General features: G+C 39.9%; 13 protein-coding genes. 4 read left to right on the forward strand and 9 right to left on the reverse strand.

All coding sequences use genetic code 11. The features are described 5' to 3' along the window. The first annotated feature begins 57 nt into the window (after positions 1–57). Positions 58–324, forward strand: a complete 267-nt coding sequence (locus KSU66_RS06610) for a YqhV family protein (RefSeq protein ID WP_443028946.1) — start codon at positions 58–60, stop codon at positions 322–324. A gap of 878 nt (positions 325–1,202) precedes the next feature. Beyond that, positions 1,203–1,574 (forward strand): rRNA methyltransferase, encoded by a 372-nt coding sequence (locus tag KSU66_RS06615; protein WP_269050642.1) that lies wholly within the window; start codon positions 1,203–1,205, stop codon positions 1,572–1,574. Positions 1,575–2,638: 1,064 nt separating this feature from the next. On the opposite strand, the gene KSU66_RS06620 is transcribed toward KSU66_RS06615, so the two are convergent. From KSU66_RS06620 to parE, 5 genes are all read right to left on the reverse strand, one after another. Next, a complete protein-coding gene (locus tag KSU66_RS06620; protein ID WP_269050643.1) occupies positions 2,639–3,022 on the reverse strand; it encodes an FAS1-like dehydratase domain-containing protein in 384 nt (127 codons plus the stop codon). 595 nt (positions 3,023–3,617) lie between these two features. Beyond that, positions 3,618–4,193, reverse strand: a complete 576-nt coding sequence (locus KSU66_RS06625) for an MBL fold metallo-hydrolase (protein ID WP_269050644.1) — start codon at positions 4,191–4,193, stop codon at positions 3,618–3,620. Positions 4,194–5,400: 1,207 nt separating this feature from the next. Further along, a complete protein-coding gene (locus KSU66_RS06630) occupies positions 5,401–6,621 on the reverse strand; it encodes an MFS transporter (protein ID WP_269050645.1) in 1,221 nt (406 codons plus the stop codon). Between the two features lie 96 nt (positions 6,622–6,717). After that, positions 6,718–9,147 (reverse strand): DNA topoisomerase IV subunit A, encoded by a 2,430-nt coding sequence (parC, locus tag KSU66_RS06635; RefSeq protein ID WP_269050646.1) that lies wholly within the window; start codon positions 9,145–9,147, stop codon positions 6,718–6,720. Beyond that, positions 9,144–11,117: a DNA topoisomerase IV subunit B gene (gene parE, locus KSU66_RS06640; RefSeq protein ID WP_269050647.1), complete on the reverse strand. Its 1,974-nt coding sequence runs from the start codon at positions 11,115–11,117 to the stop codon at positions 9,144–9,146. The genes parC and parE overlap by 4 nt, the downstream gene beginning before the upstream one ends. 266 nt (positions 11,118–11,383) lie before the next feature. Here parE and plsY point away from each other — a divergent pair, with 266 nt between their 5' ends. After that, entirely contained in the window at positions 11,384–11,986 is a 603-nt protein-coding gene (gene plsY, locus KSU66_RS06645; protein ID WP_269050648.1) for a glycerol-3-phosphate 1-O-acyltransferase PlsY, read from the forward strand. A gap of 38 nt (positions 11,987–12,024) precedes the next feature. Further along, positions 12,025–12,318: a HesB/YadR/YfhF family protein gene (locus KSU66_RS06650; RefSeq protein WP_269050649.1), complete on the forward strand. Its 294-nt coding sequence runs from the start codon at positions 12,025–12,027 to the stop codon at positions 12,316–12,318. Positions 12,319–12,370: 52 nt separating this feature from the next. On the opposite strand, the gene fabG is transcribed toward KSU66_RS06650, so the two are convergent. The 4 genes from fabG to acnA all read right to left on the reverse strand — a co-directional run bounded on the left by fabG (position 12,371) and on the right by acnA (position 17,207). Continuing rightward, a complete protein-coding gene (fabG, locus tag KSU66_RS06655) occupies positions 12,371–13,111 on the reverse strand; it encodes a 3-oxoacyl-ACP reductase FabG (RefSeq protein ID WP_269050650.1) in 741 nt (246 codons plus the stop codon). 537 nt (positions 13,112–13,648) lie between these two features. Then, positions 13,649–13,945 (reverse strand): hypothetical protein, encoded by a 297-nt coding sequence (locus KSU66_RS06660; protein WP_269050651.1) that lies wholly within the window; start codon positions 13,943–13,945, stop codon positions 13,649–13,651. Then, on the reverse strand, positions 13,945–14,370 hold the full coding sequence (locus tag KSU66_RS06665) for an acyl-CoA thioesterase (RefSeq protein WP_269050652.1): 426 nt from the start codon (positions 14,368–14,370) through the stop codon (positions 13,945–13,947). The genes KSU66_RS06660 and KSU66_RS06665 overlap by 1 nt, the downstream gene beginning before the upstream one ends. 116 nt (positions 14,371–14,486) lie before the next feature. Next, complete coding sequence (acnA, locus tag KSU66_RS06670; RefSeq protein WP_269050653.1) at positions 14,487–17,207, reverse strand: aconitate hydratase AcnA; 2,721 nt, start codon at positions 17,205–17,207, stop codon at positions 14,487–14,489. Between the last annotated feature and the right edge of the window lie 32 nt (positions 17,208–17,239).

Below are 17,239 nucleotides of genomic sequence, written 5' to 3' on the forward strand. Positions count from 1 at the left end.
AAGAATAACTTTCATACACTTCAGGTAGTACATTGAAGTAGAAAGGGGTTTCTTTTATTGGTTGAAAAGGCACTTTTAATGATCATACTTCTACGGATCTTTTCGGGGAGTGTAGATATTACGGCTGCGATGTTGATGTATAAATTTAATGATTTAGAAAAAGCCTTTTATATTAATACTCTATTAGCTCTAGTAGGCCCTTGTGTGTTAATTATTACGACGGGAATCGCCTTATTCGGACTCGCTGAAAAGATCTCACTATCCCGAATGATTTTCCTGTTTTCTGGAATCCTATGCATTCTATACAGTCTGAAATCTGATTAAGGGCGGTTGGAAGACGTCCAAATATTCTTTGAGTTAAGGAAACATATTGTAAAATATTTATGTCAAGAGATTAAAAGATAAGTAGAAGAAAGGTTGTCCAGGAATTCAGTTTTTCACTAAATTCCCGGACAACCTTTTCTTTTAATCAACACCACAATATTAAATGTGAAAGTGGGAAGCAATTAATATGATATGATGATTGATTCCGCTGGGCAGTATACCCAGTATGAAAGATGCCGTTGTTGAAATCGGGAGTTGGAAGTTGCTAATCTGGATAAGAGCAAACCGATTTCAACGATTGGGTATGCGGTAGATAAGTTATCGTCTATCATTCAAGGCAGTAATATTATAGTGTTCTGAACTTAATTCCACAGTTCTTTGTAATTATTTTTGCAAGAATGTTGGGGGATAAGCATGAAGGGGGATACTTACAAGTTATGGAGTTCTTCATGATCACGATACAGAGAAAAGTCGCACCATTTCTCGCATATACTAGAGCGAAAATTAAAGATTTTGGTTGAAAAATCGGAGATCGGACGATAAAACGGGGAAGAAGAGGTAGTTGATAGGGTGAAAGCCCATACTAACTGCTTTTATATTTCATTTTATCGATTATAGAGAAAAGTCAGTAATTGTTATGTTCGGGGCGCCGCATCGGACCGAAAATAAAAAAATACAATCCCACCCAACGTATATACCCGCCATCCTTACTGCTTTCAACATCAACAAACTACACGCTGCACTCAAGTAGGGGATCAGCACCTGGTTAGTGTAATAGATGACAAAGAGAATCTATGTTTGTATAATCAAAGTATACGAAATATTCTACTTCGCAACGGGATTAATGAATGAAATAGAAAGGTAGGGGTGTTTTATTCATGTGGAAATTGGTAGATGGAAAGTTAATTCATACAACGGATACTTCGAGAGTTAAATTTAGAACAAATATTAGCCGTGCAATACTAAAATCTTTGAAGGAAGTAGCCACTGAAAATAGCACGCATATCAATTATTTGCTCGAGACAGGATTGAAAGAAACTTTATCATTAGGTGCGATTTCATTTGATAAAAAATCTCGACCGAAGGATCGCATTCAGTATAAAACAACATACGACAGGGAACTGTTAGAAAGCGTAAGGAGCTTTGCAATAAGAAACAACTTATTTATAAATGATGTGATTGAATACAGCGTGCAGTTTATTGATGTTGAAAGTAGTAAGGATAGCGGATATAAGCACAGGGTGGAGTGAGGGTTTTTTATCCTTGGGCCTGAGATGACGCCCCAAACATAATAGACGGAATAGTCCGGACTATTAAACCCTCGTTACGAACCATTGGTATTTCTAATAGGGCTATTCGGGATGTTATATACAAGCATAGCATTCCAATGAACAGGGAACAGTACTCGAGACAACCCGGGAAAAACAAAATGAATGAAGATATACTTTGAAATATGGACACACGAAATAGCCTGGGTGTCGGGTCTATTCATAACAGATGGACCAGGGATTGCTTCCAATAAATTGTTAACAGTACGGTTTCAAACATACCAAAAGAGTTTTTAGCATCCTTTGTCAAAGGTGTGATTGATGGAGATGTCTAGGATAGGTAAAGAAGGGCATCAGATGCATGTAACTTCTGCGAGCTTGGATTTATCCGAAGGACTATTATCCGTATTTCTCTCTTGGAAATTAAAATTCGAAATTAGAACTATAATAGGTCAAACTAGTAATTTAATTTACCGAGTATAGAAGAGTTATAACAACAGTAGCCCCGAAAGCTTTCATGTCTATAAAAGAACATATATAAACACAGCATTCAGATTGTCCTTACTATATTGCGGATCGCAGAGATTCACCAATGCAGAAGCTAGAAATAGAAAGTTAATTCATACGAAAACTAGCTTAAGAATTTCTTTTCGAACAAATATTAACAAATCAATTTTGAAGGATTCAAAAATGATTGTTAAGAAAACGGCACCTGAATGAATTATCTATTTGAAGATCGATTAGAAAATATCTAGGCACTAGAAGTCATTTCACATTGTAAGGCTTAGAGACCTAAGAATCGTAGTCAATATAAAACGACTTATGTATGATAGAGAATTATTTAAAAGTGTAAGGGGACCGGACTAAAATAACCCCTTTTTTCTTCGAAAAATATTTTAGTTTACATAATATATATTATCGGTAGTTACGTATCATCTAATAAGTATACTTGAAACAGTGAGATATTATCGAATTTGCAAAGAGATATGAATTTCTAATTAGCTTAGACATTCATATCTCTTATTTTAAATATTAGCTAATCCTTTTTAAAGTATTACACCTGAAAAATACCCTTTTAGTACTTCTTTTTCATTCTGATTTCTACATAAAAAAGATGCAGTAATAGCTGTTCTATTATTTTTATTTTCTTGCCTTTCGTATTCTTCAATTTTAACTTCACAAATTATTGTATCACCCGTAAACACTGGCCTTAAAAACTCAAAAGTCATTGTACGGGCCAGCACGTTATTATCTCCACCCACTTTTGTTGGTAGAGTTGCCGTCAGTAACCCTTGAACTACAAGTCTCCCCTGTTCATCTGGGGTTAGATGATGGATCCCTTCATCTCCCGAAACCTTAGTAAACAATTCAACATCTTCTATTGTAAAAGTCCGTTCAAATGCAATAATATCGCCTACTTTTAAAGACAATTTTATTCCCCCTTTATTTTAAATCCATTAATCTTATCTGATTATGTTGAATAAGCCTTTTCGTTAACATAATTTTTCTTACCTATATGCCAATACCAACTTTGATACGCCACATTTTTTATATGATTGGCCTCAATCTAGATGTGACATATATTTAAATGCTATTGTCCCAAGAAAGCCCCTTTCAAGAGATTCTTATGTAACTATACATCTTTATATTTAATGGCTATAGTATGTTATTGCAGAATTACAGCTTCGGTAGTGTGAACGTTACAAATTCAGGGCGCTTATATGTTATATTTCATTTTTTAGCACATTTTTAGCTATATGAGAAATCCTGAGGTTTCCAATCTTTCGGGTTTATGTTCTTATTTATCCATTCTTTTTGTGGTGCTTCTTATGGAGTAGTCGCGACTAAATGATTATTGCACCAGATTGCTGCTCCCGAACGAATCATTTCATCCATTAGAACTTGAACAAACTCTTCTGGCTGGATCTGGCTGGAGCTGGAAAGAGTAGCGTGCAAAATCTTGGAACCAACCGCACTTAAGTAGGTATTGATTGATTTTTTCTTTTGCCAATCCGTTTTTAATGATTAATGTGAATGAAAAAATCCTCTTGCAGGCATGCCATGAAATTTTTCCGATGCCTTGAGATACTTTTCAAACCGTTTCATTGCCATATCAATAGCAACGAGCGGATTGTCTATTTGAGGTCCGTGTCCTGAATAGGCCTTTTGGATTTGGAGCATAGACAACCGATCCAAACTTTCTAAAGATCGTTGGATAGATGTAACACCCTTTCGAAAGATATTTAACCATCCGATATCATTCTTGTGAAAAAGATCACCGCAAATTAATATTTCCTCTTCAGGTTCATATAAAGAAATGTGGCCTAACGTATGCCCGGGTGTAGACAAAACTTTCAAAGTTCTGCTTCCTGTATGAATCTCATCATTATCTAGGAGCTTTCTATCGACTCTATAAGGTTCTACAGGCTGATCTAACCATTCTGCACTACAGGCTTCAGGGTCACAAAAGTTAATTAAATCAGCTTCCCATTTATGAGCAGCAATCGGAACACCATAATTTTTTTGAAGATGAAAGTTTCCTCCAACATGGTCACTATGATAGTGCGTGTTCACAACAAGGTGTAATTCTTCTGGTGACACACCTCCCCCTTTAATTAATCGCTTTGTATCTTACACATCACTCCCAAAACCAGTATCGATAAGGATTGGAAGCCGGTCTTTAATAAGGATCATGTTTGCACTTGGAAATTTTCTTTCAAAGAAAATAATACTCGATTTCTTCATGAACTATTCCCCCTTAAATTCAATGACTAAACAATTATGATTGAACGTTCGCTCAATTACATCATACATAAAATATTGAATATTTCAAATAACGTTGTTATCTTTTTAACAGAGTCCATTTGTTAGTCCGGCCCCAATGACCACGGTGCGTCACCCAGGGAGATAATTTTCACCTAATTTCCTTCCAAATAGTAATGTTTTCCCCCTCAAAGCATCCGTTGTGTGAATTAATCTTCCGTCTACCAATATCCGTCTGGAGAAAACACTCCTACTTTCCTATTTTCGTTAATGTATTTCACTAATCAAGTTTTTAGACTCTAAAAACTTGATCACAGCGTGTGTTTTTTATGTTGGAAGTTGTAAACGTTGCGGGTATGTACGTGGGGTAGCGTATTATTTTACTTTCAGTTCGGGGGCGCGCCCCGAACATAATAATTATTGAATCTTCGCTATAATTAGTAACTTTATACAGAAAAAGGGAGATAATTTTCACCTAATCCCCTTTCAAATAGTAATGTTTTCCCCCTCAAAGCGTCTGTTGTGTGAATTAATCTCCCATCTACCAATATCTGTCTGGAGAAAACACTCCTACCTTCCTATTCTCGTTAATGTATTTCACTAATCAAGTTTTTAGACTCTAAAAACTTGATTACAGCGTGTGTTTTTTATGTTGGAAGTTGTGAATGTTGCGGATATGTACGTGGGGTAGCGTGGCGTTTTATTTTCAACCCGGGGGCGCGCCCCGAACATAACAATTATTGATTCTTCGCTATAATCAGTAACTTTATACAGAAAAAAGAATACAAAGAAAATATCTGCACCAGCTGTTTCTTGCTTATTAGTTCTATCGATTGTCTAAATTATATGATTTGGACTGCTACTACTACGCTGATTGCCCTAATTACTTGTATAATCGACCGTATCCGTGTCCCTCTTCCCCACCAATCGACGCAGACATCCTCATTGTAGATTCCAGCCCTAGAGCGAGCATTCGTTTTTTAGTCTTTTCTATAATGTATTTCTTAAGGTTTCTTCATGATTCCACAGAAAAAAACGCAGAAAGTCATATACTTTCTGCGGCAACTTCTTTTGGTTGTTCCAAAACGATATTTCTTCTTTTCATCTCGACGAAAAATAATACGGTCATACTTAAACTGATGACTCCGAATGCAACGACCATATATTGTAGCCCGATAATGTCAAGCAATGCTCCAGCTGTTAGTAAAACAACCTGGAACATAACCCGTTCCAACATATTTCGGAACGAAAAAAATCGTCCATGGAATTCTTTTGGCATCTGTTTTTGAAAAATAACCATTGCTGTTGGGAAAAAACAGCCTAGTGCGAAGCCTAATACGGTAAATGCAGATAGCGTGATGACTGTACTTTCAGCGAAAAACAGCATAAACTCGGCAACAGCGACCATTGTTGCGAAGAAAAAAAGAATCATTGTTGTTCGCCATTTAGAGGATATATATTTGACGACAAACGCTCCAACCATAAATGCAATCCCTTCAAAAGTGTAAACAAGTCCTTTAATCGATGCAGAATTTTGAATTTCACTTAAATTAATGACAATTAAATTAAATGATCCAATGAAAAGTAACGGAATGAGCGTCATAATAAGCGTCATTCCAACTGCTGGGTATGCTTTCAATACCGGGAATATCTCCATGAAACCACTTTTATTTCCGATACCCTTTACTTTCGCTTCCCTGTTCTTCCCTTCATCAATTCGCAATATCAATGTGAAGAAAAAGAGTGCTCCGTATGCAATGATCGATGCCACATACAGCGACATCAGTGACCAGTAAACAAGCATTATCCCCGCAAGTGCCGTGCCTATGACGCGGGAAATCGTTGCGACGTTCATATGCAGCCCATTCATCGCCAATAATTCATCTTCCTTAACAATAAGTGGAATTGTTGCTTGCAGCGCTGGAAAATAAAATGTTGCGGATAACTGAATACTAATCATAAATGCCACCATCCACCAAATGGATCCCGTTGAAATTGCAATCAACATAAAAATAACACTCACCATACGTCCCAAACCGGAAATAATAAGAACCGTTTTCTTCTTCGATTGGTCAATCACTTTTCCGGCAAGTGGTCCAGCTATGAGTCCCGCAAGAAGTCCCACAGACATAATTAAGGCTTTTATAAAGTCAGACGGCACTTTCTCTTGCATAAACTCTAGATTGCCGATAATCCCCGTCCATAGCCCCAACCCCGCAATCATTTCCCCCGACAAAATAATCCATACGTTACGATTTTTCCACATACCCGATCCCCGTTCTATTATTTCGCTTTTCGAACCATTATACTTTAGGCAAATTTAAAAGTCACGCGTTTTTGGCACGTGACTTTTAAAAGGTTTTTATTCGATTATCGCTTTTGGATCCCTATATATATGTGTTACATCCCCATCTTTTTTCTCGTCAGCAAGAAAACTTCCATTTGAATATCGATCGACTGGTCGTAAGGACCCCGCCAGAATCGGAAGCTTATGGTCCTTCTCCGTTGCTAGTACGATAATTTCATCGTTTGCAACTAGTTTAGCCCCAACGACTCGATGTGGATTGGATTTTAGTTCTTTCAATACAACGAGTCCGCGCTGTGCCCTTGAAGCACTTTCAAGTTCTTTTAAAGCCATCCGCTTTACTGCACCGCGCTGTGTCGCAATTAAAATGGATGCACTTTTACTCCCGACAACTTCCAAAGCAACAAGGTAATCTTCTTCTTTTAAGTTAATCCCTCTAACGCCAGCTGTACGAATCCCTGTCACGGAAATTTCCGAGAGCGGGAAACGAAGCGCATACGCTTGATTTGTAAATAGGATAACCTCTTCGTTACCTTTAACGAGTTTGGCATCAACTAGCGTATCTCCGCCTTTTAACCCCATCGTTCGAAATGTTCTTGCATAGCGACGGACTACATAATCGGCAAGTTTCGATTGCTTAATTAATCCATTTGCAGATGCGGTCAGAATAGACACGTCTTCATCGAACGTTTCAATCCCAATCACAGCTACAATTGTTTCATTGTGCTCGAGAGGAATAATGCTGGATATATGTTGTCCAAGGTCTCTCCAACGTATGTCCGGAAGCTCATGAATCGGCTGATACATATAATTTCCGAGTGAAGTGAACATCAGTAAATGATGTTGTGTATTCATCGGAGATTCAAACAACATAAAATCAGATTCTTTCATGTCGTGTCCTGTCCCATTTGAAGCACTAAAGGATCTGACACTTGTTCGTTTCACGTATCCATCTTTCGTTACAGAAACGATGACTTCTTCACTTGGTACAAGTATATCTAAATCGACTTTAATTTCTTCGATTTTCGCTTCAATCTCGGATCTTCTCGGTTCTGCAAACTGTTTGCGAATCGATTGAAGCTCTTTTTTTATGACATTGGAAAGTTTTTTATCGCTTTTCAATATAGCATCGAGTCCTTCAATTAGTTTGCGAAGTTCCGCATTTTCAGCTTGTAATTCAGTAATGTCCGTATTAGTCAATCGATACAATTGCAAAGAAACGATTGCTTCTGCCTGTATTTCAGAGAAAGCAAACTCTGCGATAATATTGTTTTTTGCATCTCGTTTATCTTTCGATGCCCGAATCGCTTTAATGACTGCGTCCAAAACGGATAATGCCTTTATTAACCCTTCAACAATATGAAGTCTTTCTTTTGCTTTTTCAATGTCGAAACGTGATCTACGAGTGACAACGTCCTTTTGATGCCCAATATAGGCGTCAAGAAGCATTGGAAGTGACATTAATGTCGGTCTTCGTCCGGAAATCGCGATCATATTGAAGTTGTATGTGACTTGCAAGTCTGTATTTTTCAGCATATATTGCAAAATACCGTTTGCGTCCGTATCTTTTTTCAGTTCAATAACAACCCGAAGACCCGTTCTGTCCGATTCATCGCGTACTTCCGCGATGCCGTCGAGTTTGCGGTCCAGACGGAGCTCGTCCATACGTTTCACCATGTTGGCCTTGTTTACTTCGTAAGGAATTTCGGTAATGACGATTTGTGATTTTCCACCTTTTAATGGCTCAATAAAACTTTTCGCACGAATGATAAATCTACCTTTACCCGTTTCATAAGCTTGTTTGATGCCATCGGTTCCTTGTATCGTACCACCCGTTGGAAAATCAGGACCTTTGATAACCGTCATTAATTCATCCACCGAAGCTTTCGGTTTGTCCATTCGCATAAGTACTGCATCGAGTACTTCATGAAGTGCATGCGGTGGAATGTCAGTTGCATACCCCGCAGAAATTCCCGTTGAACCATTCACTAAAAGGTTTGGAAATCTTGAAGGTAATACAGTTGGTTCAGGTTCTGTCTCATCAAAGTTTAAAACAAAGTCGACTGTATTTTTTCGTATGTCGCGGAGCATTTCACCGGAAATTGCGGAAAGGCGTGCTTCCGTATATCGCATCGCTGCTGCCGAATCGCCGTCTACAGAACCATTGTTCCCGTGCATCTCAATCATCATATGACGAAGTTTCCAGTCTTGGCTCATCCGAACCATTGCTTCATAGACGGATGAGTCGCCGTGCGGATGGTAGTTACCAATTACGTTACCGACCGTTTTAGCAGATTTCCGGAACGCTTTTTCATTTGTATTGCCCTCATGGAACATCGCATATAAAATACGTCGTTGAACCGGTTTTAAGCCATCCCTAGCATCGGGTAATGCCCGGTCCTGAATAATGTATTTACTATACCTTCCGAACCGATCACCCACGACTTCTTCCAAGGAAAGGTCTTGAATACGTTCAGTTACTGTCACTCAAAATCCCCCTCAACATGTATAAATTCATTGTCCAATATGTTGTGATCTTCTGTTTGACCAAAATCGACATTTTCTTCAATCCAACGTCTTCTCGGTTCTACTTTGTCGCCCATGAGTGTCGTAATTCGTCGTTCGGATTTAGCTCCATCTTCAATCGTCACCCGTATAAGTGTACGCGTTTCAGGGTTCATCGTTGTTTCCCAAAGCTGATCCGCGTTCATTTCCCCTAGACCTTTATAGCGCTGAATGAGATAGTTGGCACCGACTTGTTTGATTGCCGTGTCTAAATCGCTTTCTGTCCATGCATATGCCGATTTTTCCTTTTTACCTACTCCTTTAGAAACTTTAAAGAGTGGTGGTAAAGCGATGAATACTTTCCCTGCTTCCATAAGCGGTTTCATATAACGGTAGAAAAATGTAAGAAGAAGCACTTGGATATGGGCCCCGTCTGTATCCGCATCCGTCATAATAATTATTTTGTCGTACGCAATGTCTTCAATTTGAAATTCAGATCCTACTCCTCCGCCAATTGCGTGGATAATCGTATTGATCTCTTCATTTTTCATAATGTCTTCTAATTTTGCTTTTTCGGTATTCAAAACTTTTCCTCTAAGCGGTAAAATAGCCTGGAATACACGGTCGCGTCCTTGTTTTGCGGATCCGCCAGCAGAGTCACCTTCCACGAGATACAGTTCATTTTTTGCTGCATTTCGTGATTGTGCAGGCGTTAACTTCCCCGTAAGAAGCGTATCCGACCGTTTACGTTTCTTTCCAGACCTTGCATCTTCACGCGCTTTTCGCGCCGCCTCTCTCGCTTGTTGTGCTCGAATCGCTTTCCTTACGAGTGATGCGCTTAAATCGGCATTTTCTTCAAGGTAATACAAAAGCTTTTGAGAAACGACCGACTCTGTTACTGTTCGAGCTTCACTTGTACCCAGTTTCCCTTTCGTCTGTCCTTCAAATTGTAGGATTTCTTCGGGGATTCGAACAGAAATAATTGCCGAAATACCTTCGCGTATATCGGAACCTTCTAGATTTTTATCTTTTTCCTTTAATAAACCTGTTTTTCTCGCATATTCATTGAAAATACGAGTCATCCCTGATCTAGTTCCAGTTTCATGTGTGCCGCCGTCTTTTGTGCGCACGTTATTAACGAACGATAAAATCGTTTCCGAATACCCGTCACTAAATTGAAATGCAAATTCAACTTCGATTCCATCTGACTCACCTTCTAAAAAGGCGACTTCATGAAGAACGTCTTTCTCTTCATTTAAATAAGAAACGAACGCTTCAATGCCTGTTTCATAATAGAACGTATCCTGCTTATCTGTTTCTTCTTCTTTAAGTTGTATTTTTAAGCCTTTCAAAAGAAATGCAGATTCACGGAGTCGTTCACTTAGGGTTTCATATTGGTACTTTATTGTGGAAAAAATGGTGGAATCCGGTTTGAAGTGGATTAACGTACCTGTTTCACGCGTAGTTCCAATGGTTTCTAATGTTGTTACAGGTTTTCCGCCTTTTTCAAAACGTTGACGGAACTTTTTACCGTCACGAAAAATAGTTACTTCAAGCCATTCAGAAAGAGCATTCACTACTGCCGCTCCGACACCGTGAAGGCCTCCACTTGTCTTATAGCCACCTTGCCCAAATTTCCCGCCCGCATGGAGTACAGTCAGAATTACTTCTACTGTTGGCTTACCCGTTTGGTGAATACCCGTTGGCATCCCCCGACCGTAGTCACGTACACTGACGCTGCCATCCGAATGGAGCGTTACATCTATCTGACTACCAAATCCCGCGAGTGCCTCATCGACCGAATTATCTACAGTCTCATAGACAAGGTGATGAAGTCCACGGGCATCCGTCGATCCTATGTACATACCAGGTCGTTTACGAACTGCATCTAACCCTTCAAGTACATGAATCGAATCATCATCATATTTAACTAGCTCTTGTTTTTTTGTCAAATTGCCGCCCCCCGTCAAACGAATGTTCTCTAATGTATAATCGTACCGCTTCCGTGAAAGGTTGTCAAATCAACGTTCCGGTAAGCTTGCTCAATTAATTGTATAGAAGAAAATCAAAATTTGCAATGAAGATAGAAGAATCGATACGTAATATAATATTGCTCATACTTAATAATCCCTATTTTAAGGGTCGCATACCATTGTCCCATGAACTCTGTTCTGATAGACTAAAAACATTGATAATACAACAAACAAAGGAGTATCCAATGGAACTTATATTTATTTTATTAATCGCCTATTTGTTAGGTTCAATTCCTTCGGCGCTATGGATTGGCAAATTATTTTACAAAGTAGACATTCGCGAACATGGTAGCGGCAACCTTGGCGGTACGAACACATTTCGTACGCTTGGTAAAACAGCGGGGTTAATCGTCACAACTTTGGATATTTTAAAAGGGACAGCAGCGACATTGTTACCACTACTTCCACTGTTTAGTGATACAAGCGTCAACCCCCTTATTTTGGGGCTGTTTGCGGTCCTTGGTCACATGTTTCCGGTGTTTGCACGCTTTAAAGGCGGGAAGGCTGTTGCGACGTCTGGTGGCGTGATACTCGGATACAATTGGCCTGTCTTCGTCATCGTCCTTCTCACTTTTTTTATCGTCTTGAAATTGACTAAGATGGTCTCGTTGACATCCATGATTGTTGCGATTGTCGGTTTTCTGTATAGTATTTTCCATTATTTCCGTACGGGTGATTTTTATCTACTAATTGCGATTGGACTTTTTGGGATATTTATTTTTTATAGACATCGTGCGAATATCGTAAGAATCAAGGCAGGAACTGAGCCGAAAGTGAAGTGGTTGTAATACAATGGAATTAGCAACGTAAAAGGCAGGTGTCACGATTGAAGATTGTACTATCCGATGCAGCACTTAATTGGTTTAAAGAAGAAATGGAAGTTGTGCCCGGCGATGCGATTCGCTTCTTCGCAAGATATGGCGGCGCAAGTCCACTCCATGAAGGTTTTTCCCTTGGTGTGATGAAAGAACAACCCGATGAAGTAGCGGTTGAAACGACGCATGGGGATACGCTGTACTACGTAGAAAGCCGTGACGAATGGTATTTTGATGGCCATGACTTACACGTTAACGTAAACCCCGAATTAAAAGAACTTATTTATTCATATGAAAAAGCGTGATGGCCATATAAGCCACACGCTTTTTTTCTTTTATATGGACGTTGATCGATGCTTACATTATGATGCCGCCGTCGACGTGTAAAACATGGCCATGCACATAATTCGATTCATCACTCGCGAGAAATAAATACGCATTTGCGATATCACGTGGATCCCCAAGACGCTGTAAAGCGATACTTGATTTCATTTGGTCCACTACTTTTTCCGGCATTTTCTCCACCATGGCAGTTCGTGTAAATCCAGGTGCAACCGCATTTACATTGATCCCTTTTCTTCCGAATTCTTTTGCCCATGATTTGGTCATTCCAACAACTGCCGCCTTTGAAGCCGCATAGTTTGTTTGTCCAAAGTTACCGTAAATGCCACTTACCGAAGATGTATTAATAATTTTACCTGCGTTTTTTTCAATCATATAAGGTATAGCCACCTTCGTGCAGTTAAAAACACCCGTTAGATTTACGTCAAGAACACGTTGAAAATCCGCGGGATCCATTTTAACAAGTGTTGAATCACGCGTAATGCCCGCATTATTAACTAAAATATCAATCCCGCCCATAAGTTCGACCGTTTTCGTAACGAATGCTGTCACATTTTTAAGGTTTGTCACGTCTACTTGTAAAAATGTCACATCTAACCCTTTTGATTTGAAGAAGGCTTCTTCCTTTTTTCCAGTTACTTCGTCAAAATCCCCCATAATAACCTTTGCTCCTTCTTCTGCGAACCGTTCACATGCAGCCAAGCCAATCCCATTCGCGCCACCTGTAATAATTGCTACTTTTCCTGATAATCTCAATGTGTTACCCCCTACTTACATAAGTTTTCAATAAGTCCTTCTAATCTATTCGAGTCATTGACTGGCCGCGAATCTCACGTTGTTTTCATTTTGTATAGCCATTCCCCCCTGTTAACTTGACTACATTGAAAAAAATATCCCTTTTTACTTACAATTAAATAACGGCCGATTATACATTATAGTCCAGTTTGAATACATCTAGCACTACGTCCATGTCATCTACCAACAAAAACCTCCTTTTAAAAGTCTTTGGCGTGCGATTAGACCAACTTAACTGCACCTCCTTAATATAAGTCATCCGTGACCTCCCGTGCTTCACTTGGCACCCCAAACCGCTCAATTGGAAAGCCTTTTAAAAAAACCGATAGTTTACCAAAACTAAAAGAAATTTTACGTTGACGATTGTATACGAAATATTCCCAATACATATAATGGTACATCAAAGCTCCTTAAAGTAAAGCAGAAAATAAAAAATGCTTGGATTTATGCTCCAAGCATTTTCCCAGCATATTCTTTTGTAAACATTCACTGCCCTAGTCAATCAAATCGCTTCAGTTGTTCCGATAACCCTTCATTCAACAAAATATCCCGTTCATACGTACCAAACAAATCAAAATGCGGATAATCGTCTCGCATATCAATCCAATCTTTTTTTAGTCCGTATTGTTTTCCCCATTCGACGAGCTTTGCAATGTCTACACAACCCACTTTTGTTACTGTCTTGCATCCAGGGAAGCGTTCATCTAGCCAATAATGTGTTAGAAAAGCGATTTCTCCGTTCCCTACGGCCTGTTTCCACGCAACAAGCTCGTCCCGTTTAATGCCGAATGCCATCAGTTTGTCACTCGTTGAATTTCTGCATATTTCGCATCCCATTCAGGGGCTATTTTCTTTAGGGAAACCGGGCGGAAATTCTCTTTTTTTACAACTACGTGTTCCGAAGTTCCAGTTGCAGCTATCTTACCGTCTTCGTGAATGATTTCATAGCCGTATGTCGTGCGTAATTTGCCGTGTGATTCAATCCATGTACGCACGGTCGCCTTCTGTCCATATTTCATCGCTGCCTTATATTGGACCCTTATATCCGTCACAGGAGACAAATAACCGTCTGCCTCAAGCCCAGCGTATGTAAATCCAAGGCTTTCAATAAGATTAGTTCTTCCGATTTCCATCCAGACTAAATAATTCGCATGGTAGACGACGCCCATTTGGTCCGTCTCCGCGTATCTGATTTCAACTTCTTTTTCACTTATATACACCACAATCACCTCATTGTTCATTATACAAAAGGAATATCCAAAAAGCTGTTAAACAGATATTTACAACGCAAAAAGATGCCCGATTGAGTCGGGCATCTTTTTATTTATTCTTAAAATCAGTTCGTTTTCATTTTATCACGTAGAACCATTTGTAGAATTCCACCGTGGCGGTAGTAGTCAACTTCAACATCAGAATCGAAACGTGCAAGCACGTCGAACTCTTTAACAGAGCCGTCTGTCGCTGTTGCTGTTACTTTCAGAATGTCGCGTGGTTTAACGCCTTCCGCGATGTTCACACTGATTGCTTCTTCACCTGTTAGGCCAAGTGTTTCAGCACTGTCGCCCTTCATAAACTGAAGTGGAAGAACACCCATCATAACAAGGTTCGAACGGTGAATACGCTCGTAACTTTCAGCGATAACCGTACGAATGCCTAGAAGAGATGTACCTTTCGCAGCCCAGTCACGTGAAGAACCCATTCCGTAGTCTTTACCTGTGATGATTGCAAGACCCGTGCCTTCTTCTTGATACTTCATAGCTGCATCATAGATTGGCATGATTTCTTTGTTTGGCCAGTACGTTGTGAAACCGCCTTCTGTACCTTTAGCAATTTGGTTACGAATACGAATGTTTGCGAATGTACCGCGCATCATTACTTCGTGGTTTCCACGACGTGAACCATATGAGTTAAAGAAACGTGGCGTTACGCCGTTATCAAGCAAGTATTTTCCTGCAGGTGTATCTTTACCGATTGCGCCCGCTGGTGAAATATGGTCTGTTGTAATTGAATCGCCGAATTTACCAATGACACGAAGACCTGTAAGTGCTCCGATATCTTCTGGTTCAACCGCAAGTCCTTCAAAGAACGGTGGGTTTTGGATATATGTTGATTTGTCATCAAAATCATATAATGATTCGTCTGTTGTTTCAATCGCATTCCAAGCCTCGTTCTCTGTAAACACACGTGCGTATTCTTTACGGAAGAGTTCAGGTGTAACTGTTGAATGTACAGCTTCTGAAATTTCTTCAGTAGTAGGCCAAATGTCTTTGAAGAAGACGTCTTGACCGTCTTTGTCTTGACCAATTGGATCATTTTGAAGATCGATATCAACTGTTCCTGCAAGTGCATACGCAACAACAAGTGGCGGTGAAGCAAGATAGTTTGCTTTCACTAACGGGTGAATACGCCCTTCGAAGTTACGGTTTCCTGATAGAACGGAAGAAAGAAGCATATCGTTCTCAATGGCTACTTTTTCAATTTCAGGAAGTAGTGGTCCCGAGTTACCGATACATGTTGTACAACCGTATCCAACTGTATTGAATCCGATTTGATCCAAGTATTTATTAAGGCCGGAAGCTTCTAGGTAGCCTGTAACAACTTTTGAACCTGGTGCAAGTGATGTTTTCACGTATGCTGGTGGCATAAGTCCTTTTTCAACTGCTTTTTTCGCGACAAGTCCAGCACCTAACATTACATATGGGTTAGATGTGTTTGTACATGAAGTAATTGCAGCAATTGCTAAGTCGCCTGTTTTAATCTCGACTGAACGACCATCGTTGAAATTGATTGTTGCTTGCTCTGATAGCTTTTTAGGTGATAGACCAAAGCCTTGGTTCCCTTCTGGTGCAACAACCGCGTCGTTAAACTCGCGTTGCATTTCAGAAAGTGGAATCAAGTCTTGTGGACGTTTTGGCCCAGCAAGGTTTGGTTCGATTGCAGAAAGATTCACTTCAACAACTTCTGTGTACGTCGGTTCTTCGTTGTCTACTGTGAAGAACATACCGTTTTCGATAAGGTATTGTTTAACTACAGAAATTTGTTCTTCCTCACGTCCTGTTAGACGCATGTAGTTTAGTGTTTCTTCGTCTACTGGGAAGAATCCACAAGTAGCTCCGTACTCAGGCGCCATGTTAGCAATTGTTGCACGGTCTGCAAGTGGCAATTGGGCAACTCCAGGTCCGAAGAATTCAACGAATTTGTTAACAACACCGTGTGAACGAAGGATTTGAGTTACTTTAAGTGCAAGGTCAGTTGCTGTCGTTCCATTAGGAAGATCTCCAACAAGTTTCACACCAACAACTTCGGGAATTGGGAAGAATGATGGTTGACCAAGCATGCCAGCTTCTGCTTCGATACCACCAACGCCCCATCCAAGAATACCCATACCGTTAATCATCGTTGTATGTGAGTCTGTCCCAACGAGTGTATCTGGATACGTTTCGAATGAGCCATCTTCGTTTTCGATTGCGTGAACAACGTTTGCCAAGTACTCAAGGTTCACTTGGTGAACGATACCTGTTGCAGGTGGTACTGCACGGTAATTGTCATATGCTTTTTGTGCCCAGCTTAAAAACTGGTAACGTTCAGCGTTACGCTCGAACTCTAAATCCATGTTCAGTTGAAGTGCGTTTTGGTTTCCGTAATTATCTACTTGTACGGAGTGGTCAATAACAAGGTCAACCGGAATTTCAGGATTGATTTTATTCGGGTCCCCGCCCATTTCTGCCATTGCTGAACGAAGTGCAGCAAGGTCAACAACAACAGGTACACCTGTGAAGTCTTGTAGAATAACGCGTGATGGTTTGAAAGGTACTTCCGCTTCCGCATCTGCGCTTGCATCTAGTCCCCATTTCGCAAGGTTTTCTACGTGATTGTCTTTAATCACATAGCCATCATGTTGTCTTAGTACGGATTCAAGTAGTACTTTGATTGAATAAGGTAGTTTAGTAACGTTCGCGATGCCTGCTTCTTCAAGTGCCTTTAGACGGTAATAATTATACGTTTTACCGTTAAGATCAAATGAAGTACGGCTGTTGTGTAAGTTGCTTTTAGCCATTTGTTTTCCTCCTAGTGTTTACTGAAAAGGCT

Source organism: Sporosarcina sp. G11-34, assembly GCF_026931025.1.

Excerpts from the sequence above, each read along its gene's own strand:
- KSU66_RS06615 (WP_269050642.1), top strand. The coding sequence starts at position 1,203 with ATGTGGAAATTGGTAGATGGAAAGTTAATTCATACAACGGATACTTCG.
- KSU66_RS06630 (WP_269050645.1), bottom strand. The coding sequence starts at position 6,621 with ATGTGGAAAAATCGTAACGTATGGATTATTTTGTCGGGGGAAATGATT.
- plsY (WP_269050648.1), top strand. The coding sequence starts at position 11,384 with ATGGAACTTATATTTATTTTATTAATCGCCTATTTGTTAGGTTCAATT.
- KSU66_RS06660 (WP_269050651.1), bottom strand. The coding sequence starts at position 13,945 with ATGGCATTCGGCATTAAACGGGACGAGCTTGTTGCGTGGAAACAGGCC.
- acnA (WP_269050653.1), bottom strand. The coding sequence starts at position 17,207 with ATGGCTAAAAGCAACTTACACAACAGCCGTACTTCATTTGATCTTAAC.